The organism is Flagellimonas beolgyonensis (assembly GCF_003992615.1).
Classification (GTDB): Bacteria; Bacteroidota; Bacteroidia; order Flavobacteriales; family Flavobacteriaceae; genus Flagellimonas; species Flagellimonas beolgyonensis.
The window spans coordinates 329,368-346,280 of sequence record NZ_RZMY01000003.1; the positions used below are offsets into that span (position 1 = coordinate 329,368).

The window sequence follows — 16,913 nt, forward strand, 5'->3', positions numbered from 1 at the left end:
TTACGTTAAGTTGATCATTTCTCCTTTCTCCATTTTCACGATCTTATTGCAGTATTTTTTCCATTCTGGATTTTCACTGACCACCACCAAGGCCCAACCATTTTCAGGATCGGCCAAGAACCTCATAATTTCTTTGGTTTCCTCATCGTCGCACTGATCTAAGGGATCTTTGAGCACCATCAGTTTTGGGCGGATCACCACGCTTCTTGCCAAGACGATTTTTCGGGAAATGTAATCCGGTATTTTCTTGCCTTCAGGATACAGAACGGTCTGAAGCCCTTTGGGCTGTTCCTTTACGAATTCGGAAAGCCCCACTTTATCCAAGGCCCAATACACATCTTCCATGGAAATATCCTTATTGCCAAAGGTGATGTTGTCCAAAATAGTGCCTTCGAACGGGTACTCCTCCGTTAAGGAATGGCCCAGTTGGGAACGATATGCTTTCAGGTTGATACCCGAAAGGGATACATTGTTCACAAAAATATTGCCCTGATCGGGTTCCAAAATTCCGGCAATTAAGCGGAGTAAGGTCGATCTGCCCGAACCATTGGATCCCAAAATCAAGATCTTGCTGTCGGGTTCGATGGTCATGGAAACATCCTTGATGATTCGCTTATCTCTGCCCGGCACATTGTAGGTAATATTTTGAAGTTCTATATGAAGCGCTTGATCTCCACGAAATGGAGTTTCCCCATCTTGTGGCTCCAATTTTTTATCCACTACTTGGCCCAATTTTTCCAAGGAGGTCAACAGATCGTAGAAGGTTTCCAAGCCCAAGATCATTTTCTCTACGGAGTTGATCACCAACAAAATGATGATCTCGGCGGCCACAAACTGTCCAATGTTCATTTCCTGATCAAGGACCAAAAGTCCACCAATCAACAACAAGCCAGCAGTAACCAACACTTTAAACCCGATCATTTGGATGAATTGGATCACCAAGATCCTAAAATGGCTTTCACGGGCATCGAGGTACTCGGCCACCAATGCATCATTTTTATTGATGGCGTGCGAGGTCCTTCCCGACAGTTTGAAACTAATGATCGATCTAGCAATTTCTTGAATCCAATGGGCCACCTTATATTTTACTTTGGATTCATCAAGGCTGGTATCCAAACCACGTTGGGCCGTAAATTTGAACACCACATAAATCAACATGATCAACAAAAGCCCGTAAATGATAAAGAACGGGTGGTAAAAGGAAAGCAACAACAATCCAAATACGATTTGCAACAAGGCTGCAGGGAAATCGATCAAAATTTTGGATAGGGATTTTTGAACCGTAAGGGTATCAAAAAACCGATTCGCAAGCTCCGGAGGGTAAAAATTCCGGAGTTCGCTCATTTTTATCTTCGGAAAACGATAGGCGAACTCAAATGAGGACCGGGTAAATATTTTTTGCTGCAAATTTTCAATGATACGGATCTGCATCAGTTGCAAGGTCCCCACAAATGCCACCCCCAGTGTTACCAAAACCACCAGCACCACCCAAGATGTACTTACACGCGCACCTTGGATCAGATTGATGATGGCCTGAATTCCCAATGGCAAGGAGAGGTTGACCAGTCCAGCAAAGATCGCATAATAAAATACCTGAAAAATATCTTTTTTATCGAGGGTCAGCAGTCCCATCAATCGCTGCCAAGCCGTTAGAATGTTCTTAGTCATTAAGGTTTAGATTAAGTGTTCGGAAAATCATATCCGTAAAAAATTCAGTTGGGTTAACAGAGGTATTACAATTGGTTAGGGTAGGAAAATGTTCCTGCAAAAAATATTGGTGCAGGGACCCTTCCAATAAGGTACTTGCCAAGCTCAACGGGTAGGGATAGTCAGCATCGACCGCAGTGATCATTTGGCTGAGCCGGCCCACCAATCTTTTGAAAACCACAAAATAGCCCTCTTTGTTTTCTTGGCTCACTTCCTTTACCAAATAGGATTTGGAATATTCGTTGATGATGATCTTATGGAGCACCACCTCGTTGATATGGGTAAAGGCATTGTCCTCCTCTACTTTTTGTGTCAGAATCGCAATGGCTTTCTGTAGCTTCTCCTTCGGGTTCGAAATTCCATTGGTGGCAAATACCATGCGATATTCCACCCAACCCCAATACCAAGAGGATAGATACAACAAGAGTTTATGCTTGTTCTCAAAATATCGATATATAGAGCTTTCGTTGGACTTGATACGCACGCCCAATTTTTTGAACGTGAAACTTTCAAATCCAACCTCTTCAATCAACAAAATACTTTCTTCAACAATTTTTTTCCCAAGTTTTGAGGATTCCGGGTCCTTGATATATAATTTATCATTTATCCCTATCCTCAAGGACTGCATCAAAATATCCATTCCCTTACTTTTAAAATAAATTATCGCTAATATAATAGTATTACTATCGTTATTCAATACTTTAACTTTCAATTAACGATTGTGGAATTTCTCTTACTTTTGATGCAAACCTTAAATGGCATGAAAAAACACCGCTGCGGATGGTGCCTTGGCGACCCGCTTTATGAAGCTTACCACGATACGGAATGGGGCGTTCCGGTACGTGATGATGCAACCCTGTTCGAATTTTTGATTTTGGAAACCTTTCAGGCAGGTCTGAGCTGGATCACCATACTCCGAAAACGAGAAAACTTTAGAAAGGCTTTTGATGGGTTTGATTACAAGGTCATAGCCCAATACGACCAACAAAAAGTGGATGAATTGCTGCAGGACCCAGGTATCATTAGAAATAAACTCAAGGTGCATGCAACTGTTTCCAATGCGAAGGCCTTTATGGAGGTGCAACAAGAGTTTGGAAGCTTCAGCGCTTACATTTGGGGCTTTGTGGATGGCCAACCGATCAAAAATGCCATTGAGCACTACAAGAAGGCACCTGCCACCACTGCCCTGTCGGATGCCATCAGCAAAGATCTAAAAAAACGGGGGTTCAAGTTTGTTGGCAGCACCGTGATCTATGCCCACATGCAGGCCACGGGAATGGTAAACGACCACGAAATCCATTGTTTTCGATATGATGAAGTCTAGCATCCTTTCCTTTATAGTGTTTGTAACGGCCCACTGCGCTTTTTGTCAGGCCAAATACGAACGGGAATCCCGAATTGACCAGGATGGGTTCCCCCAATCGGCCCTATCCCAAATCGAACTCTATCTTCAAGATGCCCGTCGGATTAGATTTTACCAAGAAACCGACAGTGTAAAACAAAGTTTTGAAGTCAAGTTCAAAAAGGGGAAACTGCACTATAGTGTTGAATTTGACGAAAAAGGAGCTCTGGAGGATATTGAGTTCACCATTGCCAAAAATGATCTACCCGAGGAATCTTGGGAACGCATCAATGATTACCTGAAACACAATTTTTCAAAATATCGCATCAAAAAAATACAACAACAATATCCGTTAAAAGATGGCCAACCCAATGAGACCATCCGTGAGGCCTTTCAAAATCTATTATTGCCCTACATCAACTATGAATTAGTGTTTATGGCCAAAAATGGGAAGAGTTTCCAAATGTTTGAGGCCTTGTTCAATTCGGAGGGGCATTTGATAACACTACGTAAATCCTTTTCCTCATCTTATGACCATGTACTTTATTAAAAGGGCTATTCCTCTTTTAGCCTTAACCCTTGGTTATATGGGCTTCACACAGGAAAATCTGGTCGCCTATTGGCAGCCGCAGCTTTCCATCAATTATGGGGTTGGGAATCATTTTTCCCAAAATATTTCATTGGTGAACAGAAACTACGTGTTCGACAAAGAAACTTTTTTATTTAAGGGAAGACAATTGGACATGGTCCATTTTACCAATTACCGATTTAAGGACAACCAAAGTGTAGCCTTTGGCATACTATATCGATTTGCAGACAACTTTGAAGCAGACAACGAGAACGAACTCCGATTGATTCAACAATATAATTTTACCGAAAAGCCCCATATCCTTCGCTATGGTCATCGTTTTCGTAACGAGCAGCGCATTACCAAATCCATTACTGTGCATCGATTTCGCTATCGTTTTGCCATGGACTTTCCATTGCAGGGCGAAAAATTGGATCCCGGAGAGCTTTATTTTGTCGGCACCTTGGAAAATCTTCTCAGTGTGGCCAAAGGCATCGGGCCACAATACGATTCCCGATTAACAGGCCATCTTGGGTTACAGGTGGGAAAAGACCTAAAAGTTCAGTTTGGCCTGGAATATAGAATGGAAGATTTTACGGCAAGACTTCCCCAAAATGTTCTATTTGCGCTTACCACTGCACAGCTATCTCTGTAGCAATTGAAGAAATTCCGTCCTGGGAATGAGTTCCGCTCCCAAGCTTTCCAAATGCTCGGTATGCACTTGACAATCGATAAGTTTATACTTTTTAGCCTGAAGCTCCTGTGCCATTTTGATAAAGGCAAACTTGGACGCATTCGATTGTAGACTGAACATGCTTTCCCCACAAAAAACATGTCCCTGATCCACACCGTAGAGGCCACCGACCAATTCTCCGTTCTCCCATACCTCATACGATTTGGCCCATCCTTTTTCGTGCAGGTTCAAATAAGCGGATTTCATCTCAGGCGTGATCCAAGTGCCTTCCTGACCGGGCCGATTCACCTTGGCACATTGATCCAATACTTTTTCAAAACAAGTGTTTTGAGTCAATTTAAAATTGCCGTCACGTAAAACTTTTCGCATGCTCTTGGAAATCTTGATTTTTTCTGGAAAGAGCACCATTCTGGGGTCGGGACTCCACCAAAGAATCAAGGAATCATCATTGAACCAAGGGAATATTCCATTTTTATAGGCAAGTAAGAGACGCTCAGGGGAAAGATCGCCCCCAACGGCCAGCAATCCTTCATGGTTTGCACGCTCCACTGGCGGAAATTCCAGCCGTTCCGTTAAAAAATAAAGCGGTATGCCTTCTTCTCGATAATCCAAATTGCACTTTTTACTAAAATAAGAAATAGGCTAAAAAATGAGAAGGCCCGAAATAAAAATAACAGTGCCCACGACCATGAAAAGCAAGGTGTAGGGCAGTATCTCCTTTGCTTTCAATTTGGTGATCCCCAAAAGGGGCAATGCCCAAAATGGTTGGAGCATATTAGTGATTTGATCACCATAGGCCAATGCCATTATCGACTTGGGCAAAGATACCCCCAGTTGCATGGCCGACTCCAGTACCAACGGGCCCTGTACCGCCCATTGCCCACCGCCACTGGGCACGAAAATATTCACCAATCCTGCACTCAAAAAGGTAAAAATGGGCAATGTTGTACTAGTACTGATGGACACAAAGAAATCAGAAATTCCATTGATCATGCCACTACCGACCATAATGCCCATGATACCAAAATACAAGGGAAATTGGATCAAAATCCCTGCTGTGTCACCGATTGCTTCTTCAACAGCCATCAAAAAACTCTTAAAACTACCATGAAGTACCACTGCCAACCCCAGCATAAAAAAATTGAGCATGTTGGGTGTTATGTTCAAGGACTTTAGCGCTGGCAGATACTGTACCATGAAAGCAATAAGTACCAGTAGCCCAAATATACTCGCCATTCCTTTGGAATAGTCCAGTTTTTCGGCACCTTTCAGGCCTTTTTTGTCCACTGATTGGAACTCATAGGCCTTCAATTCAATTGTTGTGGGTTCTGTCTTCTTTCCCAAGAAATAAACCAGCAAGGTTATCGCAAGGGCCACGATGGCAAACAACAACAAATTCCAAGAACTGAAAACGGTTAGCGATGTGGAAATCGATTCGGGCAATTGTGCAATCATCCCAGAATTGGGCACATCCTTCATCAATTCCTGCAAATGGCCAGGCTCCGATACCTTAATGGGCGCCGAACCACTAATGCCCCCATGCCAGACCATCAACCCCGAATACCCACAGGCACCTATCAATGGATAATTGATGAGAATACCCTTGGATTTGGCATATTCTCCCACTTTTCGAGCCAAAATGGCCCCAAAAATGAGGCCGAGTCCCCAATTGAAAAATGAGACCAACAATGTGGGCAAGGCCACAAGCACCGCTGCATTGGATGAATTGGAAACAAGTTTGGTGATACGCAGGATCAATAGCTCCACTGGTTTGCTCAACACCAACACGTGGCCCAAAACCAAGATCAACATCATTTGGTAGGCAAATACCAAAAGGCCATTGTTCCAAACACCATTTTCCCAAAAGGATAAAATTTTGAATAGATGTCCTTCACCGGTAGTGTCCTCCATAAAAAAGAAGGCCATAACCATGGTCAAAAAAGTGAGCAATACGGCAATGGTGAACGGAGAGGGCAAAAACCTCCTAAAAATGTGCTCTATTACCTTTGTAAGGCCCAAAACGGTTTAGAATGGCAGATCGTCGTGATCTTCCTCGTTCAGGTCATCAACAGGTTCGAAGGCTTCCATGGGTGGAACCGGAGGCATATTATCGGCATTGGCTTCGGGCTGTTGACTCTCGACCCTCCAACCTTGAATGGAATTGAAATATTTGGTTTCGCCTTGCGGATTTACCCATTCGCGACCCCTAAGGTTGATACTTACCTTTACCATTTGGCCCACACTGAAATTGTTCAGCAAATCACATTTATCCTGAACAAACTCTACCAAAATATGTTGTGGATATTGTTCCTCAGTGGTCACTACCATTTCTCTTTTTCTGAAACCATTGTTGCCATACGTCTTGGTTTCGTCTATCATTTTGATTCTTCCCTGAACTTCCATGTATGTTAATTTTTATTGAAATTCAAAAGTACATAAAATGAATTCCTTTAGAACCCGTTATTTCAACGAAGTATTAACATGTTTTCCATTTTCCGCTATCTTTAATTACAATTCGGCCAACCATGAACTTCAGTCCTAAACGGAAGACTTCCAATATCATCTTGCTGATCACGGCGTTCATCATTGTGAGTCTGATCCTTTGGAACACCAACAGTTTCTTCAGAAAATTCAAGGAGGAGGAACGGTTGAAAATGGAAATATGGGCCACCGCACAATTGGAGCTGGTGCAATCCTCGGTGGACCAGGAACTGGGCAATCTCACATTAAAAGTCCTGGGCAACAACACTTCCACCCCCATGATCTTGGTGAACGAAGAGGGTTCGTACAAAACACACAACATACCCGAGGAAAAAGTGAACGATAGCAGCTATATCAAAAAAAAGATAGCGCAGTTCAAGAATGAAAACGAACCGATCTTGATCATTCAGGATGATGAACTTTTGGAAACCCTTTATTATGGCAACTCCGAAGTGCTGAACAAATTGAAGTATTATCCCTTGGCCCTACTGTTGATCATCTTTCTTTTTGGCACGGTCATCTTCTTTTTCTTTCGGACCAACAAGGCCTCGGAACAGAACAAACTTTGGGCAGGTATGGCCAAGGAGACGGCCCATCAGATCGGAACACCGCTCACTTCGCTATTGGGCTGGAACGAACTGTTGAAAACAGAAGACATTAATCCCGAAGTGACCAAGGAAATTGGCAAGGACATCGATAGGTTACAGACCATTACCGAACGCTTCTCCAAAATAGGGTCCATCCCAGAGCTTCACCCGCACGATATCGTTGCGGAAACCAAGAAAGCATACGATTACCTCAAACAACGTAGCTCCAAATTGGTACATTTCTCGTTCAGCAGCAATACGGAGAGTGCCTTGGTCCCCTTGAACCCTCCCTTGTTTAACTGGAGCATTGAAAATTTGGTGAAAAATGGCATCGATGCCATGAGGGGCAAGGGCCATATTGCCATTCAAATTGAGCAAAAAGGACACATCGTGAACATACTGGTCTCCGACACTGGACATGGTATTCCCAAAAGTGATTGGCAGAACATTTTCAACCCGGGGGTAACCTCCAAAAAAAGAGGATGGGGATTGGGGCTATCACTGGTAAAAAGAATTGTGGAAGAATACCATAAAGGAAAAATTAAAGTATTTTCGTCAAGTAAGGAAGGAACAATCATGCAAATTTCCCTAAGAGTAAATGAACAATGACACATGGCAAAGGAAAAAAATCTTGTACTGAAGGAAGCTGATATTACCAATAACTGCCCCGAATGTTATAACCAGGAACTGAAGCTCACCTTTTTTCAAAAACACACGTACAACGCATTCTATCATCGAACCACCAACGAGGTGACCCATGAAATCAAATGCAAAAAATGCGACTCGGTTATTTATCCGGTCAATTGGACACCTGACATTGAACGTGTCTTTGATTATTACAACAAATTGGTAAGTTCCGACAGACCGTCGGTGCGTTTTACAACGCTTTTCTTTATTATTTTGATCTTAATGATCGCTCTGGTGGGAGCCGGGGTCTACTTCTATTTGGAAAGTCTTAAGTAAGCGAAGCCCTAATTTTTTCAGCTATTTTTTCAAATGCTTCGGGCGTGAGGCTTTCCTTATGTTGAAAGGTGGCATTGGCCATATTTTGGAGGGGAATCAAGTGTACGTGCACATGGGGCACTTCCAATCCAATGACCGTCATTCCCACCCGTTTGCACGGTACCGCTTTCTCTAGGGCAAGCCCCACTTTTCTTGAAAAGGCCATAAGTTTCATATAAGAAGCCTCGTCCATTTCCAAGATTTTATCCACCTCTTTTTTGGGAACGCACAATGTATGTCCCTTGGCATTGGGATTGATGTCCAAAAAGGCGAAGTGATCGTCGTCTTCCGCTATTTTGTAGCAAGGGATGTCCCCATTGATGATTTTTGTAAAGATGCTGGCCATTTTGATTGGGTTATGGGAATAAAAAAATCCCGTTCTTCAACGGGATTAAATATACTGAATTTTAATTGCTGTTATGATCGGGATATATCCAATATTTCCAGTTTCAAGGTACCATTCGGCACTTTGATCTCGGCCACATCGCCCACCGTTTTTCCCAAAAGGCCCTTACCGATTGGAGAGGTCACAGAAATTTTACCCGTCTTAAGGTCCGCCTCACTCTCGGCCACCAAGGTATATTTCATTTTCATACCGTTGCCCTGATTTTTCAGCGTTACGGTGGAAAGCACCAATATTTTCGACGTATCCAATTGGGATTCATCGATTAATCGGGCATTGGCCAAGGTTTCTTCCAATTTGGAAATCTTCATTTCCAAAAGTCCCTGCGCTTCTTTGGCAGCATCATATTCGGCATTTTCCGAGAGATCACCCTTATCCCGTGCCTCGGCTATGGCCTGCGACGCTTTTGGACGCTCCACATCTTTGAGTTGGTTCAACTCGTCCCTCAATTTCTTCAATCCTTCCGGAGTATAGTATGATACATTACTCATTTCTTCAATTTTTTAATGCAAAGGAACATTGAAGAAAATCAATATAATTTCCCCAATGTCACTTGCTTTACAAATACAAAAAATCCTCAACGATACCCATGACCTGCATGGTTTTTGCGAGGATTTAACGCAAATATAGGTAAATTTTGATCAAATTTGCAGCAGTAACGACATGAATCGAGCACTATGAGGCACTTTTGGAGATTACTCCTTCTATTTATCTTAATATCCTGTAGTTCAGATGGTACCAACAGGAATCCCTATTTACAAGAGGTGAATTTTCGATATGAAATCAACTTGAACCTTCCATTGTACAGTGACCTCAACAACATTGGCAATCCGGTTTATATTGGGAACAATGGTGTGGGCACGAGGGGAGCCTTTGTAATTAAGTCCGGATTGGATAGCTTTTATGCCTTTGAAGCCAGTTGTCCCAATCATGCCCCGAACAATTGCTCCACGATGGCCATCGATGGGCAAAATGTAGTCTGTGCTTGCGAAGGCTATACCTACAGCCTCCTTTCTGGGCAATTTTTAGATCGCCCAAGTGATGGAAAAAGATATTACGACCTGTTGTTCTACAATACCACCCGAAGTGGCAATTTGGTCATAATTTCCAACTGATCAAATGGTTCCCAGAATTTTATCCATTACCCAACTGGTATGAAGGCCGGTTTTTCCTGTGGAAGGGTGCAAACCTTTGCCCAGTAAATGGTTTTTGATGTTTGCCACATGAAATTCCTGTATATATTCTGGGTTTGGAATTTCAATTGTTTGAACACCAACATTGTTTTCCAAAACCAATGGAGCCTCGTCCAACACCGAAAAATTGATCTTACCAACCGAACCCAAAATTTCAACCTTATCTTCCCGGTCCTTTGTTCCAAAATCCCATAATCCTGAACCGATAACCCCGCTTTCATGCAACCAAGTAGCTGTTACTGCATCGTAAGCGCTATACAACCCCAATTTATTCTGAGCCCTACCTTCTGCCGTTTTGATATCTCCCAAAAGAAAGGCAAACAAGTCCAATCCGTGACTGGCCAAATCGTCAAAATAGCCTCCTTTTGCAATGTTATGATCTGTTCGCCAATTGTAAGTACCGCTTACATCCATGTCGTTTGGCGGTTTCGTCTTTTTCCAATGAATGTGTTCCACAGTCCCGATCAATCCCTCCTCCAACCACTGTTTTATTTTAAGGAACCTCGGTAGGGAACGCCGGTAATAGGCAATGAACAATGGGATGTTCTTGGTCTTGAAGGCCTGAAAAATTTCCAAACTGTCTTGATACGTAGGTGCCATGGGCTTTTCAATACAGCAAGGTTTGCCCGCTTCGGCCACTTTTAGTGCATACTGTTTGTGCGAGTCCGGTGGTGTGGCAATGTAAATGGCATCAATCCCAGGATGGGCAATCACCTCATCCGCATTGTCGGTCCAAAAAGGAATACCATGCCTTTCGGCATAGTCCCTTGCTTTGTCCAGATTTCGCCGCATGACCATGGGCACTTCAAAACCGGGGGTGTTCAAATAGGCGGGCACGCTTTTCTTTTCGGCTACGCTACCGCAACCAATTACGCCCCACCGCAATGGCTTTTCAGTTGTAAAATGAAAATGGGATTCTGACATTGGGTTAAAAATACAGAATCCCATTCATTGGTGATCATTAAAAATTGAAGGTAGCACCTACCAAAAAGTTGATACCTGCCTGGGGATAGTAACCAGCTCCTTCAATAGTGGTCACTGTTCCAGGGTTGGAAAAATCATCATCGTAGGTAAAGAAATACCCGTTGGATACGATATCCGCATCAAAAATATTGTTTACCAATCCCGATAGCACAATGCTTTTAATAAAGGAATTGGTATTGATCTCATACTGGATATTGAAATCGGTTTGGGTGTAACTGTCCAAAGTGGATCCTTCGGAATCGATATTCCCCATATACTGCTTGCCCACAAACTTGGACAACAAGGACAATTGCAAATTGGTCTTGGGCTGAAAGACCAAAATGTTGCCCGCCACCAATTGGGGGGAATAGGCGATATGGGTATTGCCCAAATTTTGAAGCTCCCCATCGCGCTGAAAATAAAAGTCAATGTTTCGGTTGTCACTGAGGGCCAAATTGGGTTGCCATACAAATTTGGGTGACAAACGCACATTGGCATCCACTTCCAGTCCTAAACGGTAGCTGTCCCCTACATTGGATCGCAAAGGCGCGCCAACATCATTTAGTTCCCCGGTAAGCACCAATTGATCCTTATAGCGCATGTAATAGATATTGGTGTTCAATTGGAAATTGGAAGAAATATAGCGCCAGCCGAGTTCAAAATCGTTCAACTTTTCGGGCCTTGGGCTGCCATTCTCGTAATCGTTTCGATTGGGTTCCCGGTTGGCCCTAGCATAGGAGAAGTAGAAATTGTTGTTCCTGTTCAGATCAAAGGTGACCCCTGCTTTTGGATTGAAGAAATTGAAGGTGTCATCTACCAATCCGGTGTCCTCCCCATTGGCTTGGTACCCTACCCTTCGGTATTGCACATCACCAAAAATGGACCATTTCCGGTTTAATTTATAATTGGCTTTTGCGTAGCTGTTAAAATCTGTTTTGGTGGAATTGTCATCATAGTATCGATCACGGATTTCGCTGTCACTGGCATAACGGGCCCAGATAATTTCCCCAAAATGATCTCCTTTGTATTCGTTGTAGCCACCACCCAAAATCAACTTAAGGTCGTCGTTGGTGTAGGTGGCTGAAAATACAGTCCCATAAAAATCATTGTCCAGCCAACGCCGTCTGATCAAGTCGGTAGAATTCACGGTCTCTCCTCCCATAACAATCGGGTCCAATCCATAATCACCAAAGTCCTCATCCTCCCGGTATTGCTCAAAAAAACCACGACCTCGGGTATAGTGCAATGCCAAATGGGTAGACCAATATGGACTTAGGTTCTCGTTCCAATGCAATTGAAAATGGTCTTGCTTGTAATTGTCCACCTCGTTGTCATAAAATTGGGTGTTCCCATTTTCATCGGTGTACAAACCAGCCGAATTAAAGGTACGATTGGTCTCCAACTCCTCTGCGGTAATTCCGTTCCAGGCTTGGTAAGTGATTTCATGTCCACCAAAGAGAAGCGCCTTTACCAGTGTATTTTCATCTTTGTAGACACCTTGTAAAAAATAGGCGTCGAGATCGGCCCTGGCACGATCGACGTATCCATCCGAATTAATTCGGGACAACCGTCCGGAAAATTCAAAATGATCGTTGATCAACCCCGTACTGAACTTGACATTGTTTCGCAGCGTGTTGAAACTTCCGATAGAGGAAGAAATACTGGCATAGGCCTCTTCCGAATACGCATCGGTGAGCATATTCAAACTGGCCCCGAAAGCACCGGCGCCATTGGTTGAGGTTCCAACACCACGTTGCAATTGCAAGCTCTGTGTGGAAGAGGTAAAATCGGGCATGTTTACCCAAAAAGTCCCCTGCGATTCGGCATCGTTGTAGGGTACGCCATTGATGGTCACATTGACCCGGGTCGCATCGCTACCCCGCACACGGATGCTGGTGTAACCGATTCCTGCCCCAGCATCGGATGTGGTGACCACCGCCGGCATAAAATTCATAAGGATGGGCACATCCTGGCCCAAATTCCGTGGTGCCAATTGTTCCTTTTCCAAATTGGAAAAGGTAATCGGGAACTCTTTGGTGACCCGGATGGCCTGGACCAATACTTCATCCAAGACCACTTTTTTTCCCTCCAAAGTGTCAATTTGTTCTTCTTGGGCACTTGCGTTGAATGAGAGTCCAAAAAGTGCCAAAAGTGAGAGTAGAATTGCAATGCGTTGCCCGCTGCAGTTTTGTAATCGCATTGAACTACTTTGTAAGGTAGCAGTTCCAACCTGAAAAATTGAATATTGCATTTTCATTCGTAAAAATGTTACGAATAAAAGGGGTCATTATTCTGGTTTAACTTGATTTTTGTTTCGAAAGAAACGTTGAAATTCCATGAAGCGCCTTGCGCGATTCCCTTGGCAGCATTACCCGCCCAGGTTCATTGGGTATAATCTCAGCCTTTTTGCAAAAGCACCCCTTTGAGATGAAACAAATGTACATTGTACGTATCACATTTCATAGATTCAATTCCTATTTTTTATGTGACACCTACAACATCCATAAAAAAAGAAAGGCCGCCAAAGCAGCCTTTCAATTTTGCCAACACATGGTCACAAGGAAATAAGACCATGCTCAAGGTCAGCAGAAATGGATAATACCAAGGTTAGTGTTCATATAGCATCATCCCGATTTTTTGTGTTCGTTCCTGTTCTTTTTTTGTTTCACATACGAAACCAACATATATATTGCCATGGCCAAGGAGACCATATTGAAAAACAAAATCACTTTAAAAAGCATACTCAACTTTTTTGTACAGCTTACACACCAATGGTTAAAAGAAAGCCGCACAGAGTGTACGGCTTTCATACCAAATCAACCAACCTAAATTGAGACTTCCCGCAAGGATTGTCTTCTTTAAATTATGTGATTGAAACAATTGGTTCAATTACAATAATTCCATTTAGAGTATACCTATTGGACACTACTTGTTGAATTAGGTCACAAAAATTCAAAAAAAAATCCGCTGCCAGTGTGGCAACGGATCAGAAAATATGCTTGTACTTGGTTTTTAGGCCTGGTGCGTGGGCTTCAACAAATCGTTCACCGTTTTCACCGGATTGAAGGTCACCAAGGGTACTTCCACAAATAGTGTATTCCAAAAAGCCATGGCACCGTTCCATAACCCTGGAAGCTCTAGGGCCTTTAACTCCTTGCCCTCTTGGGTTTTACCAGTTATAAAACCTTGTTTTTCATCCACATAGTTGAGCAAATCGTACTTCTCGCCTTTATAATTGCGTACGCCACAAACCAAATCGACCGGGTTAAAGTGAGTGGAATTTTTGAGGATGCCGGCCTGTTCGGAGTCATCCATATCTATTTGTGCCGATTCAATGATCTGCAGTGAAATGTTTTCTTCCAAATCTTTAATCCAAAAGGGCCCTCCTCCGGGTTCTCCTTCATTTTTTACCATGCCGCAAATACGGATGGGCCTATTCAATCTATCTTTTAAAATATCGCTCTGAGTATCTACATCCAAATCTTCATAATTTTGGGGCATTCGAACATTGAGGTCCTTTTCCAAAAACGATTTGATCTCATCCAATTTGTCGATGGGTGTATCGTTGCCATCCAACATTTCCGCATAACCAAACGCTTTGTCCTGTACCTTTTTCAAAACGCCGGCCAACATTTTCTTGCTATTGGCGACCGCTTCCAAATTACTGTCTATGACCACATTATCGATATTCTTGATGAAAATAATATCCGCATCCTGGTCGTTCAGGTTTTCAATCAATGCACCGTGCCCACCTGGCCGGAACAAAATGGACCCATCACTATTCTTGAACGGCTTGTTCTCCATGTCTACCGCAATGGTATCGGTGGAAGGTTTTTGGTTGGAATAGCCGATATGAAATTTGGTATCCGTGGAAGCTGATATTTTGGGTGAAACCGTTTTTTCTTCCGCATTGAACATCTCATCGTGCTGTTCGGATACGGTGAAGTGCAGATGTGCTTTTCCATCCGTTTTGGCGTACAATGCCGCTTCCTTCATATGCTCTTTGAAGGGTGTTGCGGTTTCCGAACCGTACTTATGAAACGGAAGCAAACCTTTGGGATAAAAGCCATAATTCAAGCCATCTTCAGACAGCATCTCTTTTACAAAAAGATAGGCCTCTTCATCCTTATTTTGGGCTTTCCCTTTAATTCGGTCCATGATCAACCCATAAAAGGGCAACTTATCCATGTGGGACGTGAACTTTTCCGCCTCTTTGTCTCCAGTTCGTTCCAAATAAGCTGCCAATGTTTCCTTTTTGTGATCAAAAGCATCCAAAAAGTTGAACATCGCCTTGAACATACGGGAGGCCGCTCCAGAGGCCGGAACGAATTTTAAAAGGTCCAAATTGCCGCGATTATCCTCAAAATATTGGATAAGGTCCTTCTGTTCCCCTTCGGAGAACCGAAGAATACCGTTGCCCACTACCGCAGCTTTTACCAACTCAACAAAAGGGATGCCCTCTTTGAATGTTTCTATTTGACGGATTACTTTTTCTTTGGAGATGCCCTTGGATTTCAATTGTTCCAAGTCGTTCGGAGTAAATTCGATCATGTTTTGGAGAAGTTTATCAATGTGTTCAATTGCTGTGGCAAGTCGTGTTGCCTTATCTCCCTTTAAAATAATAAAATTCCTGTTATATTTTTCCAGCGCTTCCTTGAAATACGCAAACATTCGTTCCCGCTCATCGGGTTTGTCCCTTAAATCGTCCGCCACCCAAGGGGTATCGATGTACGTCAGGAAATAAAGTTCATATTGGTTTTTGATGGCATATTTTTCCAAAATAGGATCACAGGTCCCTGTATAATAGGCTTCGGAATATACCTTGGTTTCCAAAAGATCGGTATCGCAGACCAACACTTTATGGGCCGTTTTGGCCAATCGGTTCTCCAACTCCATCTGGCCGTAGGCTATGGGGACCAAATCCTTGGGCTCACAGGTTTTTTGTTCCCTGTCCCATTTGTCTTGAAGGTACTCCCGTGCATATTCGGGCACCCATTCCGTCTTGTAATGATCGGCCAATTGTCCCGCCAGTGTCGTCTTTCCTGTAGATTCGGGTCCAAAAAGGACCACTTTTATGAGGTTTGAAGGCTCCTGCCCAAGTTTTTCTTCCATGCTAGATATCCCTGAATGGCCAATATGGTAAAAATGAGGTATTGCAGTGAAAACATACCCCATCCCCTATACGCATACAAAGGTACGGTAATCAAATCACCCAAAATCCACAAGGTCCAGTTTTCAAGTTTTTTGTTGGCCATATACCACATGGCGGTAAAAAATACACCAGAGGTAAATATGTCGACATAATTGGTGGTCTGTATTTCTGCACCAAAGGCTTTGTAAACGCCATAGGTGACCAACATGGTGAGTAGGAAGAACCCAAACCCAATCCACTTTTCCCTTTTATTGGTCCTCGTAATATGTACCACTGGTTGACGGTCATCCTTTCTTCTGGCCCAGTTCCACCAACCGTAAATACTCATGATGGAATAATAGAAATTCATCATCATGTCGCCGAACAAGCGATCCATTAAAAAGATATAGGTGGTGATCACCGTCGCTACCAATCCCGTGGGATAGACCAAAATATCTTCCTTTTTGGCATAGATCACACTGGCAATCCCGAAGAAAAAAGCGGTGGCTTCCAGAATGATCAAAGAGAGTTCCCGATCTTCGTACGGCCCAAGAAAAAAATCAAAAATGGGGTTCATAATCGCTTCGGTCAGATTTAACGATCTTCATCCCCAACACCACATGATCCAAGTCCATAAAAGCACCCTTGATTTCCGCTTGCAGCAAGTTCATAACCGTATCATAATCACCATAAACCTGGGTACTTAACGGATTTTCCAGAACGGTAAGGCCCGAAGCCCTTAATTTTTTGATAAAATGGATAATGGGAGTTTCAAAATCATCCTGCAAGGGGGTGAGGGTGAGCTCAACAGAAATTTTCATGGACATTAGTTAGGTAGGGCA

General features: G+C 43.1%; 18 protein-coding genes. 6 read left to right on the forward strand and 12 right to left on the reverse strand.

The window, feature by feature from the left end; translation table 11 throughout:
- Together EO131_RS02365 and EO131_RS02370 are read right to left on the reverse strand one after the other, a co-directional pair.
- On the reverse strand, positions 1 to 1,668 hold the full coding sequence (locus EO131_RS02365) for a peptidase domain-containing ABC transporter (RefSeq protein ID WP_127018739.1): 1,668 nt from the start codon (positions 1,666 to 1,668) through the stop codon (positions 1 to 3).
- Positions 1,661 to 2,347, reverse strand: a complete 687-nt coding sequence (locus EO131_RS02370; protein WP_127018740.1) for a TetR/AcrR family transcriptional regulator — start codon at positions 2,345 to 2,347, stop codon at positions 1,661 to 1,663. Before EO131_RS02370 ends, EO131_RS02365 begins: the two co-directional genes overlap by 8 nt.
- 120 nt (positions 2,348 to 2,467) lie before the next feature.
- On the opposite strand from EO131_RS02370, the gene EO131_RS02375 reads away from it, so the two are divergent.
- The 3 genes from EO131_RS02375 to EO131_RS02385 are packed head-to-tail and all read left to right on the forward strand — an operon-like array spanning position 2,468 to position 4,272.
- The gene (locus EO131_RS02375) at positions 2,468 to 3,031 is read left to right on the forward strand and encodes a DNA-3-methyladenine glycosylase I (RefSeq protein ID WP_127018741.1); all 564 of its coding nucleotides are present in this window, start codon (positions 2,468 to 2,470) and stop codon (positions 3,029 to 3,031) included.
- Positions 3,018 to 3,599 carry a hypothetical protein gene (locus EO131_RS02380; RefSeq protein ID WP_241243774.1) on the forward strand — a complete coding sequence of 194 codons (582 nt, stop codon included), beginning with the start codon at positions 3,018 to 3,020 and terminating at the stop codon, positions 3,597 to 3,599. Before EO131_RS02375 ends, EO131_RS02380 begins: the two co-directional genes overlap by 14 nt.
- Positions 3,600 to 3,636: 37 nt before the next feature.
- On the forward strand, positions 3,637 to 4,272 hold the full coding sequence (locus EO131_RS02385; RefSeq protein ID WP_241243775.1) for a DUF2490 domain-containing protein: 636 nt from the start codon (positions 3,637 to 3,639) through the stop codon (positions 4,270 to 4,272).
- Here the strand turns inward: EO131_RS02385 and aat are convergent.
- Genes aat through EO131_RS02400 form a run of 3 tightly spaced genes read right to left on the reverse strand, consistent with a single transcriptional unit; the run spans position 4,261 to position 6,714 of the window.
- The gene (gene aat, locus EO131_RS02390) at positions 4,261 to 4,923 is read right to left on the reverse strand and encodes a leucyl/phenylalanyl-tRNA--protein transferase (protein ID WP_241243776.1); all 663 of its coding nucleotides are present in this window, start codon (positions 4,921 to 4,923) and stop codon (positions 4,261 to 4,263) included. The genes EO131_RS02385 and aat overlap by 12 nt on opposite strands.
- 30 nt (positions 4,924 to 4,953) lie before the next feature.
- Positions 4,954 to 6,330 carry a short-chain fatty acid transporter gene (locus EO131_RS02395; RefSeq protein ID WP_127018743.1) on the reverse strand — a complete coding sequence of 459 codons (1,377 nt, stop codon included), beginning with the start codon at positions 6,328 to 6,330 and terminating at the stop codon, positions 4,954 to 4,956.
- Between the two features lie 6 nt (positions 6,331 to 6,336).
- Entirely contained in the window at positions 6,337 to 6,714 is a 378-nt protein-coding gene (locus tag EO131_RS02400) for a DUF3127 domain-containing protein (protein ID WP_127018744.1), read from the reverse strand.
- 122 nt (positions 6,715 to 6,836) lie between these two features.
- Here EO131_RS02400 and EO131_RS02405 point away from each other — a divergent pair, with 122 nt between their 5' ends.
- Positions 6,837 to 7,988, forward strand: coding sequence for a sensor histidine kinase (locus tag EO131_RS02405; protein WP_127018745.1), 1,152 nt, complete (start codon positions 6,837 to 6,839; stop codon positions 7,986 to 7,988).
- A gap of 3 nt (positions 7,989 to 7,991) precedes the next feature.
- Complete coding sequence (locus EO131_RS02410) at positions 7,992 to 8,342, forward strand: hypothetical protein (RefSeq protein WP_127018746.1); 351 nt, start codon at positions 7,992 to 7,994, stop codon at positions 8,340 to 8,342.
- Here EO131_RS02410 and EO131_RS02415 read toward each other — a convergent pair.
- Both EO131_RS02415 and greA read right to left on the reverse strand, forming a co-directional pair.
- Positions 8,335 to 8,727, reverse strand: a complete 393-nt coding sequence (locus EO131_RS02415; RefSeq protein WP_127018747.1) for an HIT family protein — start codon at positions 8,725 to 8,727, stop codon at positions 8,335 to 8,337. The genes EO131_RS02410 and EO131_RS02415 overlap by 8 nt on opposite strands.
- A gap of 71 nt (positions 8,728 to 8,798) precedes the next feature.
- A complete protein-coding gene (gene greA / locus EO131_RS02420; RefSeq protein WP_127018748.1) occupies positions 8,799 to 9,275 on the reverse strand; it encodes a transcription elongation factor GreA in 477 nt (158 codons plus the stop codon).
- 273 nt (positions 9,276 to 9,548) lie between these two features.
- Here greA and EO131_RS02425 point away from each other — a divergent pair, with 273 nt between their 5' ends.
- Complete coding sequence (locus EO131_RS02425) at positions 9,549 to 9,899, forward strand: Rieske (2Fe-2S) protein (RefSeq protein ID WP_313790021.1); 351 nt, start codon at positions 9,549 to 9,551, stop codon at positions 9,897 to 9,899.
- Here the strand turns inward: EO131_RS02425 and EO131_RS02430 are convergent, their stop codons facing one another.
- The 5 genes from EO131_RS02430 to EO131_RS02450 all read right to left on the reverse strand — a co-directional run bounded on the left by EO131_RS02430 (position 9,900) and on the right by EO131_RS02450 (position 16,892).
- Positions 9,900 to 10,901: a Gfo/Idh/MocA family protein gene (locus EO131_RS02430; protein ID WP_127018750.1), complete on the reverse strand. Its 1,002-nt coding sequence runs from the start codon at positions 10,899 to 10,901 to the stop codon at positions 9,900 to 9,902.
- 37 nt (positions 10,902 to 10,938) lie between these two features.
- Positions 10,939 to 13,140, reverse strand: a complete 2,202-nt coding sequence (locus EO131_RS02435; RefSeq protein ID WP_241243777.1) for a TonB-dependent receptor — start codon at positions 13,138 to 13,140, stop codon at positions 10,939 to 10,941.
- An 812-nt stretch (positions 13,141 to 13,952) separates the two neighbouring features.
- On the reverse strand, positions 13,953 to 16,052 hold the full coding sequence (locus tag EO131_RS02440) for a DUF4301 family protein (RefSeq protein WP_127018751.1): 2,100 nt from the start codon (positions 16,050 to 16,052) through the stop codon (positions 13,953 to 13,955).
- On the reverse strand, positions 16,013 to 16,648 hold the full coding sequence (pnuC, locus tag EO131_RS02445) for a nicotinamide riboside transporter PnuC (RefSeq protein WP_127018752.1): 636 nt from the start codon (positions 16,646 to 16,648) through the stop codon (positions 16,013 to 16,015). Before pnuC ends, EO131_RS02440 begins: the two co-directional genes overlap by 40 nt.
- A complete protein-coding gene (locus EO131_RS02450; protein WP_127018753.1) occupies positions 16,632 to 16,892 on the reverse strand; it encodes a YkoF family thiamine/hydroxymethylpyrimidine-binding protein in 261 nt (86 codons plus the stop codon). The genes pnuC and EO131_RS02450 overlap by 17 nt, the downstream gene beginning before the upstream one ends.
- Positions 16,893 to 16,913: the final 21 nt, after the last annotated feature.